General features: G+C 37.3%; 13 protein-coding genes and 1 pseudogene. 4 read left to right on the plus strand and 10 right to left on the minus strand.

What is annotated here, in order from left to right; genetic code table 11:
• Nucleotides 1–57: 57 nt before the first annotated feature.
• Together IGL36_RS11985 and IGL36_RS11990 are read right to left on the minus strand one after the other, a co-directional pair.
• Nucleotides 58–1,470: a glycoside hydrolase family 1 protein gene (locus IGL36_RS11985; RefSeq protein WP_002397596.1), complete on the minus strand. Its 1,413-nt coding sequence runs from the start codon at nt 1,468–1,470 to the stop codon at nt 58–60.
• On the minus strand, nt 1,463–2,764 hold the full coding sequence (locus tag IGL36_RS11990; RefSeq protein ID WP_002397595.1) for a PTS sugar transporter subunit IIC: 1,302 nt from the start codon (nt 2,762–2,764) through the stop codon (nt 1,463–1,465). The genes IGL36_RS11985 and IGL36_RS11990 overlap by 8 nt, the downstream gene beginning before the upstream one ends.
• Nucleotides 2,765–2,875: 111 nt before the next feature.
• Here IGL36_RS11990 and IGL36_RS11995 point away from each other — a divergent pair, with 111 nt between their 5' ends.
• Nucleotides 2,876–3,628, plus strand: coding sequence for a MerR family transcriptional regulator (locus tag IGL36_RS11995; protein ID WP_010713754.1), 753 nt, complete (start codon nt 2,876–2,878; stop codon nt 3,626–3,628).
• Between the two features lie 46 nt (nt 3,629–3,674).
• On the opposite strand, the gene IGL36_RS12000 is transcribed toward IGL36_RS11995, so the two are convergent.
• The 4 genes from IGL36_RS12000 to IGL36_RS12015 form a co-directional block, all read right to left on the minus strand.
• Nucleotides 3,675–4,883 carry a chloride ion channel protein gene (locus tag IGL36_RS12000; protein ID WP_002368371.1) on the minus strand — a complete coding sequence of 403 codons (1,209 nt, stop codon included), beginning with the start codon at nt 4,881–4,883 and terminating at the stop codon, nt 3,675–3,677.
• A 318-nt stretch (nt 4,884–5,201) separates the two neighbouring features.
• Entirely contained in the window at nt 5,202–7,235 is a 2,034-nt protein-coding gene (gene brxL / locus IGL36_RS12005; RefSeq protein WP_129238683.1) for a protease Lon-related BREX system protein BrxL, read from the minus strand.
• A gap of 11 nt (nt 7,236–7,246) precedes the next feature.
• Nucleotides 7,247–9,784, minus strand: a complete 2,538-nt coding sequence (pglZ, locus tag IGL36_RS12010; protein ID WP_002397591.1) for a BREX-1 system phosphatase PglZ type A — start codon at nt 9,782–9,784, stop codon at nt 7,247–7,249.
• Between the two features lie 12 nt (nt 9,785–9,796).
• A complete protein-coding gene (locus tag IGL36_RS12015) occupies nt 9,797–10,234 on the minus strand; it encodes a hypothetical protein (protein ID WP_010716786.1) in 438 nt (145 codons plus the stop codon).
• Between the two features lie 36 nt (nt 10,235–10,270).
• Between IGL36_RS12015 and IGL36_RS12020 the strand changes: the two are divergent.
• The 3 genes and pseudogenes from IGL36_RS12020 to IGL36_RS12030 all read left to right on the plus strand — a co-directional run.
• Nucleotides 10,271–11,431, plus strand: a pseudogene (locus tag IGL36_RS12020) (DUF1116 domain-containing protein); the annotation flags it as partial.
• Between the two features lie 42 nt (nt 11,432–11,473).
• A complete protein-coding gene (locus tag IGL36_RS12025; RefSeq protein WP_002355042.1) occupies nt 11,474–12,655 on the plus strand; it encodes a hypothetical protein in 1,182 nt (393 codons plus the stop codon).
• Nucleotides 12,656–12,755: 100 nt separating this feature from the next.
• Nucleotides 12,756–14,195 (plus strand): helix-turn-helix domain-containing protein, encoded by a 1,440-nt coding sequence (locus IGL36_RS12030; protein WP_002397579.1) that lies wholly within the window; start codon nt 12,756–12,758, stop codon nt 14,193–14,195.
• 5 nt (nt 14,196–14,200) lie between these two features.
• Here IGL36_RS12030 and IGL36_RS12035 read toward each other — a convergent pair whose 3' ends face one another.
• The 4 genes from IGL36_RS12035 to truA form a co-directional block, all read right to left on the minus strand.
• On the minus strand, nt 14,201–16,753 hold the full coding sequence (locus IGL36_RS12035) for a cation-transporting P-type ATPase (RefSeq protein ID WP_002397578.1): 2,553 nt from the start codon (nt 16,751–16,753) through the stop codon (nt 14,201–14,203).
• Nucleotides 16,754–16,902: 149 nt separating this feature from the next.
• Nucleotides 16,903–18,165, minus strand: a complete 1,263-nt coding sequence (sstT, locus tag IGL36_RS12040; protein WP_002355037.1) for a serine/threonine transporter SstT — start codon at nt 18,163–18,165, stop codon at nt 16,903–16,905.
• Nucleotides 18,166–18,293: 128 nt separating this feature from the next.
• Complete coding sequence (locus IGL36_RS12045; protein ID WP_002355036.1) at nt 18,294–18,677, minus strand: potassium channel family protein; 384 nt, start codon at nt 18,675–18,677, stop codon at nt 18,294–18,296.
• A gap of 102 nt (nt 18,678–18,779) precedes the next feature.
• On the minus strand, nt 18,780–19,520 hold the full coding sequence (gene truA, locus IGL36_RS12050) for a tRNA pseudouridine(38-40) synthase TruA (RefSeq protein ID WP_002355033.1): 741 nt from the start codon (nt 19,518–19,520) through the stop codon (nt 18,780–18,782).
• Nucleotides 19,521–19,523: the final 3 nt, after the last annotated feature.

Raw genomic sequence — 19,523 nt, forward strand, 5'->3', positions numbered from 1 at the left:
TTCGTTCATGCGTTTAGTTGTTCAGTTATTTTATCATACCACTCCGGAAAATAGAGCTTACAACTCTGCACCATTGGACTCAATGATCTTTTGATACCAATAAAAAGAGGCTTTCTTTTTTCGAGCCAGCGTCCCCTGACCTTCATCATCTAAATCTACATAAATCAAACCATACCTTTTACCAATTTCTCCAGTTGAAGCACTAATTGAGTCGATGGCACTCCAGACGGTAAAACCAATTACTGGCACACCATCTAAGACAATCGCTTGTTTCACTGCCAGCAAATGTTGTTGTAAATAATCAATGCGATAATCGTCATAAATTTCACCATTTTCTGAACAATGATCAACTGCTCCTAAGCCATTTTCAACAATCATAACTTCTTTCTCATATCGTTGATACAAACGATTTAAACTAATCCGCAGTCCTAGTGGATCCACTTGCCAGCCCCATTCAGATTGCTCTAAAAAGGGATTTTTCCCTCCTGTTGCCATATTTCCTGCTGCTGTTTCTGGTGCAGTAGTCCAACTCATATAATAACTTATACTAACAAAGTCCACTACACCTTCTCGTAAGTCTTGTTCATCTTCTTCTGTAATAGCTAGTTGGACACCCAGTTGCTCCAACATTTTTTTAGCCCACGGAGAATAATATCCTCGAATCTGAATATCACCAAAATAATAGGTTTCCTCATCATCCATCATTGCTTGAAAAACAGATTCAGGGTGACAATTGTGCGGATAAGTCGGGCCATACATAAGCATTGTTGCAAAACGATAGTTACTTGAATATTTCCGACCTAATTGAACCGCTTTTGCACTTGCTACTAACTGATGATGCGCCATTTGGAAAATTTCTTGATAATTTTCTGTATGAATCCCAGTAGAAAAATAAGGCATATACGTAATAACATTAATCTCATTAAACGGAATCCAATAGCGGACACGATCACTGAATCGTTGAAATAGCGCTTCACAAAAGCGTAAATAGAACGTAATGACTTGGCGATTTTTCCACGAACCATATTTTGTCACTAAATTTTCTGGTAAATCAAAATGTGAAATCGTTATAATTGGTTCGATTTGATGACGCTCTAGCTCGTCCAAAATTTTTTCATAAAATAATAAACCTGCTTCATTAGGCCGTTCCTCTTCTCCAGTTGGAAAAATGCGTGACCATTGGATTGAAAATCGAAGACTTTTAAACCCCATATCAGCGAACAGTTGGATATCTTTTTGATAACTTTCATAAAAGCCAATCGCTCGATGAGAAGGATAGTATTGATTTACATCCACTTGTTGAGTTATTTGACGTTTCTCCCCTTTTTTACAACGCAAAGCTAAATCTAAATTACTCAAGCCTTTTCCGTCACGGTTATAGGCACCTTCTACTTGAGTAGCAGAAATTGCACCACCCCACAAAAAATCATTTGGCATACTGCTCAATTGTTTTTTTTCGCTGCTACTCATTTTCTTGTTCTCCTGTCGCTAAGGTCTGCTCTTCTTTCACTGCTCGTTCATCAGCCATACGGAAAAACGGATAATATAACAACGTCAGAGCAATTACCACAGCAATCATTGCCAACCCAAAGCGAATGCCGCCATAGAAAGTTTCTGCAACAACTGGTGGTGTCACCCAAGGTAATTCAACCGTTGGATTATAGTAATTTAAGAAACCAACTTTATAGAATAAATGTAACACCAAACCACCGACAGCTGTTGAACTTACCAACGGAATAAAGAAAATAGGGTTCAGCATAATCGGAACACCGAAAATCAATGGCTCATTAATATTGAAAATACTTGGTACAACACCTAATTTACCAAGGGATTTATATCGTTCTGATTTTGCTCTTAACATACAAAAGGCTAAACCAATCGTATTCCCAGTTCCGCCAACCATAATAATACTAGAGAAAAACATAATTTCTGGATAAGGCAACGCTTGACCAGCAATAAATGCATTAATATTAGCTAGAAAGACTGGCGCCATCACAGCAAAGAAAATATTAATAATTGGACTTGGATGAATACCAAAAAACCATAATAGATTTGCTAGTGTAAAGACTACAATAACCGTCATTGGTGATTGGCCTAATGATGCAATTGGTTTACTCACTAACTCGGTTAAAAAGCTCATCGCATCCCCCGAACCAGTATATGTGAAAATAGCTTTGACTAATAAAGCTACCACAAAAATTATCATGGCTACAAAGGTTGGACTTAACGAATCTGTCACCATCGTAGGAACGGAATCAGGTAATTTAATTCGTAAAAATTCTTTTTTCATTAAATAACTATATAACATAGTTACACCTAAACCGACTAGAATAGCTACAAAAATCCCGTCAGTCCCAATTGATGCTGTTTTAATGACAATTGTTTCTTCTCCACCTAATTTAACGGCAAACTGTGGTACCAAGATCAAGAAAAATGCCAAAGATAAAATAACACTAGTGATGGGATTTTGTTTTTCCATCTTCGCAGTTTCATACGCAATGGTACAAACAATGTAAACAGCGTACAAGCCACTGGTCATAGCAATGACTTCTTGAATGATTGGAGCTAACCCAATGGATGTTAAAAATTCTTGCCAAATTGGAATAGGAAAATTCCCTACAATTGCGATAAAAGCAACCCCTAAAGAAACGGGTAAAACAGCCATCATCCCATTAGTTAGTGCTTGAATGACCTTACTTTTTTGCATTCTTTCAGCGATTGGACCAATAAACTTTTCTAAAAAACGTTGAAACTTATCAAACATACAATTCTCTCCTCTTTCTAATTTACGTTGAGTATACACCTTAAAGTTACTTCAAGGTAAAGCGGTTTTATAAACTAATTTTGTGTTATACTAAAATTGAGGTGAATGCTGATGAACCAAGACCATCTTTACTCGCTAGAAACGATTGCTTCCTTGTTGAAAATTCCTAAGTCCACATTGCGCTATTGGGAAAAAGAACGGTTGATTCATTCTGTTCGAGGCGATACAAATGATTATCGACAATACACAACAGAACAGCTGATTGCTATCTGTGAAATCAAGTTTTATCGCGACTTAAATTTTTCCATTAAAGAAATTAAAAACTTATATACCAACCCATTATCAGATACCCAGAAATTACTAGAAAATGCACGTCAAGATTTAGAAGAACGCATTACACAGTTAAAGCAAATTCACAGAAACTTAATCACTTATCAACAAAAATATGAAGAAGTCAGCCAACTACAAGAGGAAGTCTTGAAAGAAGAAATACCACCGTTTAAAACTCTTTACTATTTCCACCCTGCTAAAGCAGAAAATCTTTTGCTTTACTTAAATGATCCAAGTATTTTAGGCTTTGTTTTATCACCAGATGAACAAACTATTGAACATTTTTCAACGACTAATAAAGACAGCGCCGCTTTTCCTTTAGTCTTACACTGGGAATTCGATGCTTCTAAAAGCTACTATAGTCAACTGATTCGTATAGAAGAAAGTAGCAATCAGTTGCAGCCACAACAAATTCAGAAAAATCTGATTTACTTACAAGAACAAGGCTATCAAGTCCATCAACTATTGGGCCGCTATCTGCTTTCAAAAAAACATCAAGATTACTATCAACTATGGTTTGAGTGTTCTAATTAGAAAAACGTCAAATCGGCTTAATCCCCTAAGTCGATTTGACGTTTTTCTAGTTACTCTTAATAATTTTATTTTTCAATAGCCATTGTAAAAATAACACAAGGACTACAACTGGCCAAAGCGTGATTGGGAAAAAGAGCCCCACAAAAATGCCTGGTACAAGAATCGTTCCTAAGATTTGGGTTGTTAAACTCGTAGCAAAAATTGCGACAACAAAAAGCGAGTCAATTGTTGGGAAAAATTGTGCGACCGCAAACCCGATTAAAATAGCTGAAAAAACGACGGGAAAAATATCGCCACCTATCCAACCTGTCTGTAAACAAACTTGTAAAAATACTAGTTTCATTATCGCAGCGACCACCAAGATATACCAGGCTTGTTGACTACCAAAACTAGGAACTAAATGCATAAAAGATTGTCCTGAAAATAGTAATCTTGGCATTAAAATAACAAAAAGAAAAATACAGGTTGCACCAAAGCTTACCAGTATGCTTTGCTTTTCTTCAAAAGGTTGGCATAGTTTAGCCAGAGCAGCTTGCAACCATTGATAGGCGTTACCAATCACAAAAGCAGTTAATAAAGCGGGTAAAATCAGCCATAACGAAGCCATTTCAATTTTTCCAGTTCCTAACTTCGTAATAAACGATGGGTGTCCCACCAATTTCATTAAAAAGGTAAACACCACCAACCCGTTCACAATAAATAACCCGTTCATCACTTGTTTCAGTTTCTTTTTATCCGCAGGAGCGAGCCTCGTATCGTAGCGCTGAACAAACTGTTGCGGATGCAGCAAGCGCTGAATTTTTGTCCAAAATGCTTGCTGTTCTTGCTCGTCATAATGAAAATAAAGGTACCGTAACTTATCAGATTGCCAGACTGACAACGAAATAATTGCTCCCAACAATGCAGCTTCAGGACCGACACCAGCCCCGAAAATTAAAATTACCAAGGTGGCCAATAAATTTCTAAACACACCTGAATAATCGACCGATTGTTTCGCCTTCAATTCTGTCAGCGCCTCATGCGCCGTTTGTGGTACTTGCCCGAAGCGTTTCTTCAGATAACTCAATACCAACGCTCCTAGCACACACAAGACAAAATAATAGAGGATTGGCCACTTCATTTGCGCTGGCAACACCTCCCAGAGCAGAGTCGTTAGCTCTCCTTCAATGATTAAAAATGCTCCTGAAATTCCCGCGATGATACTACTTAAAAATAACCCACTGACGATAATTGTCCACATTTTTCTGTTACGCATACTTCCTCCAAATGATAGTTGTTTCTTTTATAGTAGCAGATAGTTAGTGGTTTGTGTTTGAAGATTTTGGGAAGGATTATTTGAGATATTAATTTTCTAAATAATCAACAGGTCGCATATACTACTTTCAAACATATTTATGATTTAATTGGAATCCTATCCAATATTATATATATCAAAACGGAGAGAAGAACTTCTCTCCGCTAAAACTTAAACTTCTCTAATATTTCTTATTTCCTTTGATTTTTGATTATTATTTTACATATTAATTGTAGAAAGCACCTCAATAAAAAATTTCTTTAACTACTATTAAGTAAATTATTCAACTCCAAGTGCTTTAAAGACAGCATCTTCTGGTGAATTATAGAAAACAATATTAAAAGTCGACATTAACTCTGGAGGGACTGTAGCTAAGTCAGCTGCATTAGCCATCGGAACCAGCGCTTTCTTAGCACCCGCATCACGAGCCACTTGCATCATATCTGCTAAGTTGGTAACTCTAACTAAAGTGCCACCAATCGTTATATCACCAAATACGGCTATACTGGAGATTACTGGCTTGTTCAACGCCACTGAACAAAGTGCAATCATTGTTGGTAAAGTCAGAGACTCTGGATTTCCGACACCATTCAGATCTTGGGTATTGAATACAAAGTCATGACTAGCAATGGATATGGATGCACTAATTGAAGCAGCATTAGCACTAAGATATTTATAAGCTGAATAAGTTTTTTCTTTGGCTGCAGAATCACTACCTAATCCAGTCGCTTTAAATTTACCATTTCCAGAAATCATTTGAGTTTCAAATTTAAATACGCCCACTCGTCCACTAGCCCCACCTGAAACAGCATGTACATGTCCTGGTTTCCCAATACCTTCAGGAATTAGTGTGCCACTTCCTTGTTCTGGGACAGAAACATATTCTTCTCTATTTTCTTCTAAATCAATATAAGATAAGTTAACATCAAAGAATTCCATTCCACCAATTTTTTTAAGCTGTTCTTTCACTCTTCGTCTCATTTCAATAGAAAATTTAAGTACTTTTTCTACTTCTTCTTTTCCAAATTCCCCATGAGGATATACTAGTTTGATAAGTCCAGAAAACATCTTTTTAACAGCAATAGTATCACGTTGATTTAGTTGTGAACCTAGCTTAAAATAGTTATCAATTGCATCACTATAAGTTGTCTTACGTAATTCTCGCATTACTTCTGAATAGTAATCTGTTATAAAACCATAATCATTCGTAAAAAAATCTGGCCGGTATTTAGGAATTTCCCATCCTGGTAAGTAACAATGCATACGATCTAAAAATGCTGAATCAGATCGCATTTTTTCTGGGAAAGGTTCAAATAAATTTGAAGTTTTTAAGATAACATCTACACTTTGATTGATATTTCCTACAAATACCATCGATGCAGATGCATTTTTTTCTTCTTTACCACGAGCAAATGAGCCTGAAGCCATGTAATCCTTCATTATTTGAACTAAATCTCCATCTTTCACGTTAATACCTGCTACCTCGTCAAAAGCCACCGTATCCCACATACCAACTAATCCCATAGATCTTTGAGCCATATTATAAAATAAATTCGCAACAGTAGTTTGTCCACCAGAAACTAAAATAGAGTTAGGCGAGATTTCTTTATAAACATGCGATTTTCCTGTACCGCGTGGCCCTAATTCACATAAGTTAAAATTATTTTCTATCAACGGGACAAGGCGAGCCAAATGTAACCATTTTACACGTTCAGTAAATCGTGTAGGCTCCATTCCAACCGATCGAAGAACAACATCAATCCATTCCTTCTCTGTAAATGCAGCACGACCACGCCTAACTTCTTCAATATCCAAACCAGGCATTTGAATAGGATCAACTTTTTTTGCAATAAATGGTGAATTTCTTTGATCCGTTTCATCATACCAATATTCCATCTGAACGATGCACCAAATCCCACCACCAAGAAGTCGATCATATTTTTTGGGATATTCATCACCAATACGTACGCCAGAAAGTCCTAAATTAGAAAATTCAGCTTCATACTGATCTCGCCGTTCATTTAATGATACCGATACTTTATCAATGACTGTATAGCCACCATTCTCTCGAATTTTTGCTTTTACTTTTTCGGCTTCATCTGGACGAACATAATTTCGAACCAAAATATTTTTTACATTTTCAACACCTTTTATAACTAAATTTTCATCTAAAGAAGATGCATACATACCAAACAAATATTCAAGCACATATACTGGAACATTTGCTCCTTCTTTTATTTTTTTAGTTAAATCTTTACGGACAATCTTTCCAGGAAAGTTTGCCACCAATTTATCTAATATAACTTGATCCACTAACTTTCCTCCTAAATATCAAAACCAAAACCGCCAGCAAATGGATTATCAATTACAAAGTCAATTCTTTCCACTTGAATTTTCGTCTCTGTATTTTTCACTACTAAATAAATTTTTTCATTTGTATCATAATTACGATTTATAAAGTCAAAAGTGAAATTTGTAAATCTTTCACTAGCTTGCTCTGAGGTAGAATCGGCATAATAGGTATGTTGATTCGTAATTAAGTTTCCCTTACTATCTTCAAAATATAACGTATATTTTGCTTTAGTGATTGAGTCACTTAACGCTTCCGTTTGATAAAACTCTAAAGATATAGAAAGTCCTATAACTTTTCTTTTTGCTGTCATTAACTGAACGCTCACTGGTTCTTTTTGAGACGATCCTCGAGAAACGTTTACTTCTAAAACAGGGACAAGCATTTCTTGTGGAGAAGAACCACCATGTACATAACTTTGACCCCCGCCTACTTTTTTAAAAATAGCAGATGTTTCAGGATAATGTACATAGCGTTTGTCATCATTGCGCAATATTTCTCCTAATTTCATTGAAGTAATTCCAATTTCATCATAATGATTTTCACTAATTATAAACCGACGTTCTACTCTATCTTCAGAAAATTCAGATGGATTTTCAATCTTTTCATGTTCTTCAACTTTGGATCTTGTATAGATAAAGCCATGGTCACTGGTGATCAAAAATCGATAAACATTCGCTCCGTTTGAAATAAATGGTATTAAAGCTTTGATTTCATCAACTGTTTTTTGTGCAGCATCAAAAACTTGTGATTCCTGACCATGATCCCCTGTCCTATCAATTTGATCATGATAAAGATAAATCACTTCTTTGCCATTAAATATCTCACGAAGTTCTTTTGCATTCGTTTTAGTCATCACTTCTTCATACGTAATAGCCAAAGAGTTGGAATTTTTTGCTTTTAATATTTTATCTCGTGCAGGAGTCCCCTGTGTTTTCATTCCATTTACCCGAATATCGGTTCCTTCAACATATTCATACGTTTCGTGTCCACTTCTTAACAAAGCCGCTTTTCCAAATTCCGTTACTGATGGAAGAACAGAAAAAAGTGTATTCATCTTTGTTGTAAATTTCTTTTCATACTGCAGTACTTCTTGAATTTCTTTCCCAATTTCATAACGAAGTGCATCAGAAATAATCACAACTGTTTTTGTTTTATTATTTGCAAAGTCGTCATAAAAATCAAGGAGTGACGAACGTTCTTCTAAAGACAATAGATCATTCCACAAACGGGCACTCTCATTTAAAAATATTTTGTATTGTTTTTCTATGCGTAATTTAAGTTCTGTAAATAAATCTGGAGATAAAACTTTATCAAAATGCCAAATAAATTTACGATAAGATTGATCAATATTAAACGAGATATTTTCATAATTTTTAACAACTTCTGAAAATTGGTTAATATTAGAAGAAAAAGTATTATTCAACAATTTTTGTGCATTCAATATTACTTCATATTCATGAATATACTTTGCACCAAAGTGCGCTCGCTGCTTCAATGTAATAACTTCAGAAAGTGTCATCCCATTAATTATCGGTGTTAAATCCCCACTCAATAGCTGGCCAATATAATACTTGATTATGTTATTATGAACAGATTCAAAAATATCAGCTGCAATAAGTTCCTCAATGGGCACCAGTGAAATCAACTTCTCTCCGCTAATTAACCGATATGTATTTCCACTCAATTTATCGAAAGCTTGCGTATAGCGAGAGTCATTCATTACCCCATCCATAAAGGAAATAATTGCTGTAGTTTGTTCTAAAACTTCGTACTCTTTTAACTGTATAGGTAATTCTTGATGTCCTAATTGCCCATAAAAAGCATTAACAAAAAAAGAAACTGTCAACTTTTGGATAGTTGGTGTCTCTGAAATAAAGCCATAATAAAGAGATACATATTTCCAAAAAGCATTCTGTAAATCAAAAGTCACTAATTGTTCATACAGGCTACTTGATTCATACGCATATTCGACCAGTAAAGATTGAATGATACTATAAAATTGGGCAGTGTTAGCTTTGGTTAGGACGGCCATCATTGCTATTTCAAGTTCTTGCTTTGATTTAATTTCAGTAGTTATTAGTTTGTTAAAAGCAGTAATTCGTGATCTTGCACCAAAGAATTTAGCATAATGTACCATAGCATCATGTAACTCATTTGGAATATTTAATTGTGTCATCACCAATGAAATACGATCTGCACTAAACTCGCTAGAATATTTCAAAATACTTAGTAAATGATTATCCTGGTCGTCATCACTTATCTTTTCAAATGGTGCATAGATTAAATAGTTATTATCAGTATCTTCAATTTCAAAGAAACGTTTTGTCATAAATTGAGTATTTGGTTCAAGGATAAAAACTTTCGCATCTTTTAATTCAATTTTCCCATTAATAATATCCTCTTCAAATTCTTTTTTTGGATCGAACCAAAAAATAAGCTTACGCTCTCCATATGTTACAAAAAGTTCATTTAGTCTGTTCTGAATCTGATTTAAATTCAAATCTGACATAATCACATCTCCTTAAGGTTCTTTAACACCTTTGGTTAAAATCAAGAATTTTTCACCTGTATCTGGATCACGTTGTAACTTATCATAATTTACAATCACTCCATCATCTAGATCAAGAGAAACTTTCTTTAGCGCTAAATGCCCTAATTTTTCATCAAACTCTTGAAGTTCTTTTAACTGTTTCTTGATTTTTTGAATTTCTTTTTCATAACGAGTGACTTCTCCAGCATTCGTAGTCGACATCTTTTGACTTTCACGTAGTTCAATACGAGAATTATAAGCTTGACTTAATTTTGTAACATATTCTGTGCGAAGCTGTCCTAATAAATTTTCATCAAACCGATGTAAATACATTAGCGCTTTAAAACCATTCGCTTTTCCTGAATCAAATTGCCAATAAATCGGGCGCTTTTTATAAGTTGCCATATGATCTGTAAAAAATTTTGACATAAAGTATTTACGTATCTTATCTCGACTTTTTCCACTAATGTCATGCCCGATATGACTGAAACGACCATTTTACATGCTGGGCCACCCATTACTTATGAAAATATGTGCGGACCGATGAAAGGTGCCGTTCAAGGAGCGCTTGTTTTTGAAGGATTAGCAAAAGATCTAGCTGATGCCGATCGGGTTGCTCGTTCTGGCGCAATTACGTTTTCTCCTTGTCATGAACATGATGCCGTTGGTTCCATGGCTGGCGTGACTTCTCCGAACATGTACGTTCATATTATCAAAAATGAAACGTACGGCAACACGGCTTTTACTAATTTAAGTGAACAATTGGCGAAAGTTTTACGATTTGGTGCAAATGATCAATCCGTCGTGGATCGCCTGATTTGGATGCGCGATGTTTTAGGTCCATTACTTCATGATGCCATGACTTTTTGTCCAGAAGGCATTGATTTACGCTTAATGCTTTCGCAAGCCTTGCATATGGGCGATGAGTGCCATAATCGCAATGTAGCCGGAAGTACGTTGTTAGTCCAAGCATTAACACCTTACATGGTTCAAACTGATTTTTCTCGTGAACAATTAAAAGAAGTATTTGAATTTCTTGGCAGTTCTGACTATTTTTCTGGTCCAACTTGGATGGGTGCCGCTAAATGTGCGTTAGATGCTGGTCATAATGTGGAGAATAGTACAATTGTCACCACCATGTGTCGCAATGGGGTCGAATTTGGAATTCGTGTCAGTGGAATTGGCGGAAATCACTGGTTTACGGGGCCTGCCCAACGGGTGATTGGTCCGATGTTTGCTGGTTACACACAAGAAGATGCTGGTTTGGATATGGGCGATAGTGCTATTACAGAAACGTATGGTGTTGGCGGATTTGCTATGGCAGCTGCACCAGCAATTGTCCCATTAGTTGGCGGAACAGTGGCAGAAGCATTGAATTATTCAAAAGAAATGCTGGAAATTACTACGAAAGAAAATCCCAATGTCACGATTCCTGTTTTAGATTTTATGGGGATTCCTTCAGGCATCGATGTCTTAAAAGTCTTAGAAACAGGGATGCTGCCTGTCATTAATACTGCTATTGCTCATAAAGAACCGGGGATTGGTATGATTGGCGCTGGATTGACTAATCCGCCAGCAAATGTCTTTAACGAGGCACTAAAAGCTTTAGTAGCTAAAATAAACTAATTTCAAAAACTTAGTAAAATGTCATTTTTTTGGAGCGATCATATGAAAAATAAATCGATCAATTACGAAGCCGTTTTAGCTCTTGTTGTAAAAATTTTTTTGGGAATGTTCCTGTATTGGATCATGAATGGCTTTCGACATGTGTCTAACTTTTTTCCTTACAATGACGTAGTTACCAAAGTGAATCAGCAGGGATTTTACAAATTTATCTATTTTGTTATGAACTTCACGGAAGGGGAATTTTACGGTGGACTTTTTACAACGCTTTTCTTACTAATCGGCGGTCTGATTGCTTGGCAACTTTATCGGAAAAATTCAAAATGGCAGGGATTTGCAATTGCTGGTGGTTCTGGTGCTTGGCCTTGGGTACTTGCTTCTCAGCTACTTTCCCTCTTTTTAACTATTTATGTTTTTGATTTTACACGCTTTTTTACAAAAGAAGTGTTGTGGTTACCAACGTTTATTGTGGTTGTCGGCACGCCGCCAGCTTTAACGCTCGTTTATGGTCCTGGCTGGAAAAAATTAGGAACGATTTCTCTGTTGAGTGCGCTTTTCACCTTTCCGTTTGCCAATTGGCTGAATGCGCAATTGATGCCCCTTTTAAATGTACCTGGGACAGTTTCCAACGTTACCACAATGGCTTTTGTTGGCTGGATTGTTTCAGCCATCTGTCATCAACTTCCTTGGATGGTTCCTTCTGTTGCACCAATCGCTCAGAAGCGGCAAAAACAACCTAAAATTGAAAATACGCAAACCTTTCAATGGTCAATACGACGCACTTTTGCTGACTTCTCCGAAGCTTGGTTTTATGGAAATGAGTTAGTTGGAGGTTTGGTAATTCTAGGCGTTTTAACAGATTGGTTTGTCAATATTAATCATATTACAAATGGTTCTGGCTTGGTTCCTGACATTTTAATGGGACAAATGATTGCTTCGGCTGTTGGTGTTTTTCTTTATCAAAAACATTTCGCTGAAGAAGGTTGGTATCCAACGTTTATGCCACTGGTCAGTATTGTTCCTGGTGTGATTTTAATGATGGGTGGTGGCTTTTGGCTTTCCCTGACCATCGCCGTTTTAGCAGGAATCAGTGCGGCCCCTGTCGGTAGCTATATTGCTAAACGATTACCTCCGTTTGTTCCTGGTGCTGTCGGCTTTGTATCAGGAATGGCTGTTGTAACCATTTTATTGTCAGCCGTTTTGCATACATTTGATATTTTTGTATAGTGAATAAAAAGAAGCGAATGACGATTCGCTTCTTTTTTTAATTGACCAATCCCCTTTTTATCCGTATTCTTAAGCAAAAGGAGGTTTTGCCATGTACTCCATGTTAAAACGTGTGATAACGGAAAAAGATTTGCTTCGGCAAATTCGTTTGTTGGAACAGTTGTTAAATGTTCCTCAGCTGACAGCCAAGCGTTTAGCCACGCAAATCCAAACGACAGAGCGAACCGTTTTTTCGGATTTACAGTATATTCGCAGTCAATTACCCGCCGACTGGTCCATTGAAACCGATAGCAGTGGTATTCGGTTACGCAATCAGGGGAATGCGCAAACCAATGAGCTTTGGTCATTATTTTTACCTCAATCCATTAGTATTCAACTATTAAAAGAGCTACTATTTACGAAAGAGTTAGTGACAACTTCTTTTTTGAGCACTAGTGGTGTTTCTTATGAAACTTTGAAGCGACATATCAAAAAAATGAATCTGGCCTTACGTGATTTTCATTTAACGATTCAGCTAACCACGACGACCATTCAGCTAATCGGGGCAGAAAGCAATATTCGGATTTTTTATCACCGTTTGTTGGTGCCTTTTACTCATAATAATTATTTTTTTGACGATTATTCTATTCATGAGGAGCATTATTTTCAATTTTTGAAACAAGTTTACAATAGTGAGTTGACGGTGGAAACGGAAGAAATTTTTGGCGCTTGTTGGTTTTTTATTAACACGATTCGCAACAAAGCCAATTGCCGAGTGAGTCAATTTTCTTTTGACTCAAAAGATGTCTTGTTTCAACTTTATCAACCGTCCTTGGCAAAACTTTATGCTTCTGAAGGCATCTATTTGCAAGGAGAAGAAAGTTTTTTTGCCTTCTTTTGTTTCTTAGAAAGCTGGAATTACGATAATGTCTATGGCGAAACGTTGGCTTCTGCGCTCCACACTCATTACAGTCAGCTGCGAAAGTCGTTACAGCAGTTTGTCACTAATTTGTCCACTGAAGAAGCCCGGCCTGATTTAATCCAAACAAATTTATTGGATAATCTGTTATTGTTATTCATTAAATATACCGAGTCCCCAACACTTTCTGAGCAATTTCAATTGGAATATCAAGAATTAATGACCGAACAAGCCGCAGAGGACCTTGCGTTATCAAAGAGCAACCAAGAACTTTTGGAGATTTTATCTCGCTACACCACGATTGAAGAACCAACTTATTTTCTTAGTTTGGCTTCTTTGTTAGAAAAACAAGCCATTTATTCCATTCAGGCGCAAACGATGACTGCCTATTTCCTCTTTCAAGGGGAACCTGCTTGGAAAGCTTTTTTACAACAAGAATTAGCTGCTTATTTAGGTACTCGTGTGAAATTACAAGCTATTGAATATGTGGAACTAAGCCAGTTGACGTTAAATGAAGCCGACATAATTATTTCCAATTTCCCCTTGGATCATCTTGATCTTCCTGTCTTTTATCTCTCTTTAATTCCAACAAAAAATGAACTCCGCCGACTAGCAGAGCTCACTCTTCATTCTTATTTTTAAAGGAACTAGCGAGGACATTCGCTAGTTTTTTGGCTTTCTTTCGTCATGAATCGTTTGGTTATATATTTTTCCCCTTCAACAAGGAAAAACAGACTCACAACATGGACGAAAATCATTGCTAATTGAAGGCCATTTAAAGAAGTTGTGCCAATTAATTGCTGCGCTACTGGCCAGTAAACTACTAGCGCTTGTAGTAAAAAGAGGATTCCTAATGAAGCAAACAACACTTTATTTTGGAAAAATCCTGTGCTTAACGACGGATCAACCAACTTACGACAGTTGATCATATACGCTGCTTGCGCTAAGACGATACTTTGTAAGAGGAACGTTTGCTGTAAGGCTTGGCCCTCAAATTGTAACGCCATGAGGTAACCTGGTACCATAATGAGTACCGACACATAGATGATTCTAAAAATACTGTACTTTGTTAAAATGCCTTCGTTGACATCTCTTGGTGGTCGTTTCATGGTATCAGCACTCGCTTTTTCAAAACCTAATGCATAAGACAAAGTAATCGTAGTTACCATGTTTACCCATAATATCTGGACAGGTGTCAACGGTAGAGGATGATTCATTAAAAGCGCCCAGACAACAATTAAACCTTGTGCTAAAGAGGTTGGCAAGAAGAAGGTAATCGTCTTTTTCAAGTTATCAAAAATGCGGCGTCCTTCTTTCACGGCTTTAGCAATCGTATGGAAATTATCATCTGCCAAAACCATATCTGCGGCTTGTTTGGTTACTTCACTTCCTTTAATTCCCATGGCAATTCCGACATCGGCTTTCTTTAGTGCTGGCGCATCGTTCACGCCATCGCCGGTCATCCCGACAATTTCACCATTGTTTTGTAAAGCCGTGACAATTCGTAATTTATGTTCTGGCGTCGTTCGTGCAAATACATCGACTTTTTGAACGTGCTGAGCTAATTCTTCATCTGACATAGCATCAATTTCTAATCCTTCAAGGACTTTTTTCGTATGCTTTAAACCAACTTGCTCGCCAATGGCTTGCGCGGTATCTTTATGGTCTCCAGTAATCATTTTGACGGAAATACCTGCTTCTTGAGATTCTTTGACGGCTTGAATGGCACTTTCTTTTGGCGGATCGATGATGCCTGCCAGTCCAGCAAACGTCAATCCTGACAATGTTTCATGTGTCAGTTCCTGTTGTGACGTAACTGCCTTATAAGCGAAACCTAATACCCGTTGTCCTTTTTGCGCTAATTGCGCAGCTTGTGCTTGCCAAGCACCTTTTTGATTATCAGATAACGTAGAAAGTTGTAACAATACTTCTGGCGCACCTTTGACATAAATAATTGAACCTTCTGCTTGCGGATGGCGAGTGGCCATGTATTTGTAACTTGAACTAAACGGAATTTTCTTTTCTACAGGGCGTAAAGACAGTTGATCCTGATCAACATATTGTAGTAAAGCTAACTCGGTAGGATTCCCTTGCAAGTCGGCGATTTTTTGTTGGTCTTGTAATTTCAATTCTTGACAGTTGGCCATAATCTCTTTGACAATGGTCATTTCTTCAGTCACTACATCCATTACCGTCATTTCATTTTTAGTTAGTGTTCCTGTTTTGTCTGAACAGATAACTGTCATTGAACCTAATGTTTCAACGGAAGGCATGCCTTTAATAATCGCATTTTCTCTAGCCATCTCATGAACACCCATCGATAAAATCATCGTTAACACAGCAGGTAAGCCTTCTGGGATCATTGCTACAATTAATGCAATCATCGCAGAAAATAAGAGGCTCCATTCCATGCCATGACGAAAAGTGGTAAAGAAAATCAGAAACACGATCAAGACCATAATCCCTTGGAAAATTTGCTTGTTTAATTGGTGCATTTTCCGTACGAGCGGCGTTGTTTTTTGATCTACTGACTGCAACGCGTGATTAATTTTTCCAACTTCAGTGGAATCTCCTGTTTCTACTACAACACCTAAGGCCGAACCTGCTTGGACAAGTGTTCCTGAAAAAGCCAAATTCTTTTGATCGCCTGTTGGCAATTCTTCATTCAAGGAACTGGTAATTTTCTCCACGGCTTCTGATTCACCTGTCAAAATTGATTCTTCAATCATCAGATTATGAACATCAAATAAGCGCAAATCTGCTGGGACTACATCACCAGCTTGTAACGTGACTACATCTCCCAGAACCAATGTTTCAGAAGAAACGGTTGTTTTTTGTCCATCAATTAGAACGACTGCCTCTTGGCCCATCATCTGTTTCAGGCCGTCTAATGATTCTTCTGCTTTACGCTCTTGCCAATAACCGACAAAGCCATTGACAAGTACCACTAGAAAAATGATACTTCCTTCGACCACTTCGCCTGTGGCAAATTTTAGAATTGCGGCAGCGAGTAAGACCACCATTAGTAAATCTGTAAAATGTTTGGCTAGCTTTTGCCACGTTTTCAGTTGTTGTTTTTCTTCAATTTTATTTGGACCATTCGTTTGTAAACGTTGCTGACGTTCTTCACTAGAAAGACCCGTTTGCTTCGTCTTAGTCTGCTCGATTACTTTTGTTGAGGAAAGTTGATACCATTTCATTTCGTGTACCTCCTATTTACTTGATACCTTTATTATAGAGAGGATTTTCTTCACAAAATGGTCGATAATTTCAGTGGCCCCTGAAAAAAATGGGGCCGAGATTATTAAAGAAAGGAACAACCCGCATTTTAGCGGGTTGTTCCTTTCTTTTAAATATTTTCTTGTTCGACCACCAATTGACTTTTGCCAATTAACGCTTTGACATCAATAATTTCACCATTTTTACGTCGGTCTGCTAACTCAACTGAGGTGGTAAACAACAAGTCACTAGAAGAGTTCAACGCTGTTTCAATGGAATCTTGGACTACGCCGACGATAAAGCCAACGCCGACGACTTGCATGGCAATGTCATTGGAAATGCCAAACAAACTACATGCAAGCGGAATTAACAACAAGGAACCACCAGCAATTCCTGAAGCCCCACAAGCAGAAACAGCGGCGATGATACTCAACAATAATGCTAAATAGATTGGCACGGACATGCCTAATGTGTGGACTGCCGCTAATGTCATAATGGTAATCGTAATGGCTGCGCCGCCCATATTAATCGTTGCGCCTAGCGGAATAGAGACCGCATAAGATTCTTCATTTAAATCCATTGCTTTCGCCAATTCCATATTAATGGGAATATTGGCCGCAGAACTGCGTGTAAAGAATGCGGGAATCGCACTTTCCTTTAATACAAAAAAGACTAACGGATACGGATTTTGCCGAATATTCCAAAAAACAATCGCTGGATAAACGACTAAAGCAACCACGGCCATCGTACCAATTAACAATAATAGTAACTGACCATACTTGGCTAACCCTGCAATGCCTGTTGTTGCCACCGAATGAAACACCAAACCTAGAATTCCAATTGGTGCAATGCCGATAATCATTTGAACGACCGTGGTAATCCCTGTTGAAAGATTGGCAATCACATCCTTGGTAGCGACCGAACTTTGACGTAGCCCAATACCGATTAATGAGGACCAAAATAAAACAGATAAATAATTGCCTTCAATCATCGCTTGAATCGGATTTTGGACAACGCTTGTTAACACATTGCTTAAAACATCACTAAGTTGCGTTGGGGCTGCTTGCGCTTCTTGCGCCGCCTCCAAGACAATCTTAACGGGAAACAGATAGCTTGCCGTCACGGCAACAACAGCTGCCAAAAATGTCGCTAACAGATACACAACTAAAATTGATCCAACATATGTTTTCGCCCCAGCCTTTTGTTGGGCTAGCGACGCAATAATTAAGACAAAAACTAAAATCGGCGCAATTGCTTTTAAGGCGCCCACAAACAATTCACCAAGAACGCTGATGAAGGTCCATTCTGGCACCAAGAAACCCAAGGTGGTTCCAATCACAATCCCTATCATGATTTTTTGAATTAACGATAATTTCCGAATCGCTTTGACCATTCACTTCACGCTCCTTTAAAATAAAATACAGTTTGGGACATACTACCATAATTATTAAGATAAAAAAAGAGTGTTTCTCAAAAAACTTTCATTTTTCGAGAAACACTTGGTCAACTCATCAATTTCGTCTATTTTTCTGAAGACTTTTCCGCTGAATGTTCTTTGTTTTTATGGTGATGGTGGTGATGACTTTGTTTAGAATACAAGTAGGATTTTGCTACGACCGAAATAAACATAGCCATAATCCCCAAGCCTACTGTAGCATAAACCATGGTGAAAATTTTTCCCAAGTCAGTAACTGGATGCACATCTCCATAACCAATCGTGGTTAACGTCATGAAACTTAAATATAAAGAATCTAATGGCGACAATTTTTCCACTGTTGAATAAAAAATGGTCCCACTCAACAACGTGGTTGCCAGTAAAAAGAACAAGGCACGAGTGTCTTCTTTTTTTAAGATACCTAAAAAAGATGAAAATAATTTTTTGACAGAAATAAGTAAAGATAGCAAAAAAATGACCTCTTTCTATTGTTAATCTCTTCTTAACGTTAGTACTTTTTAGATGAAGTTCAACTTTTTAATTGGTGTGGTTAAAGAAAATTTATTTTTTTGTTATTTATAATACACTTCATCTAAAAACAATCCTTGTGCAGGAGCCGTTTCACCTGCGCCTTCTCGGACTTTTGTTGCGAACAATTCATCAATTATCGCTAATTCTTTGGTGCCTGCACCAATTTCTAAAAGTGTCCCAACGAGGATGCGGACCATTTTATGCAAGAAACCATTGCCCACAAAAGTGAACTGTAACATTTCGCCGTTTCTTTCAATCGTAATCTTTTCAATCGTTCGAGTAGTCGATTTTTTGGTTTTTTTCAATGCTGAAAAGCCAATAAAATCATGGGTCCCTATTAATTTTTGGCAAGCTTGTTCCATTTTTTCTTGATCCAACGCTTTGGGAAAGTGAAAACTATGATACCGTTCAAAGGCATTAGGAATTGGGCTATTCCAAACATAGTAGCTGTATTGTTTGCCTGTGGCGTTATACCGTGCATGAAAACGTTCAGGCATTTCTGTAACTTCTTTAACAACAATATCGCCAGGTAAATATCGATTTAAAAAGGATAACATTTCGGTTGTTGTTAGTGAACTAGTCGTTTTAAAATTCGCTACTTGACCACGTGCATGTGTGCCGGCATCCGTTCTGCCTGAGCCAATAATTTCAATCGGTTCACCCGTCATTTGTGTTAAAATACTTTCAATTTTCCCTTGAATCGTTTTCTCTGAATTGCCTAGTCGTTGCCAACCTGAGTATCTTTTACCATCATATTCAATGGTTAATTTTATGTTGCGCATGGG

The sequence above is a fragment of the Enterococcus sp. AZ011 genome (genome assembly GCF_050548355.1).
In the GTDB taxonomy this organism is placed as follows: domain Bacteria; phylum Bacillota; class Bacilli; order Lactobacillales; family Enterococcaceae; genus Enterococcus; species Enterococcus faecalis.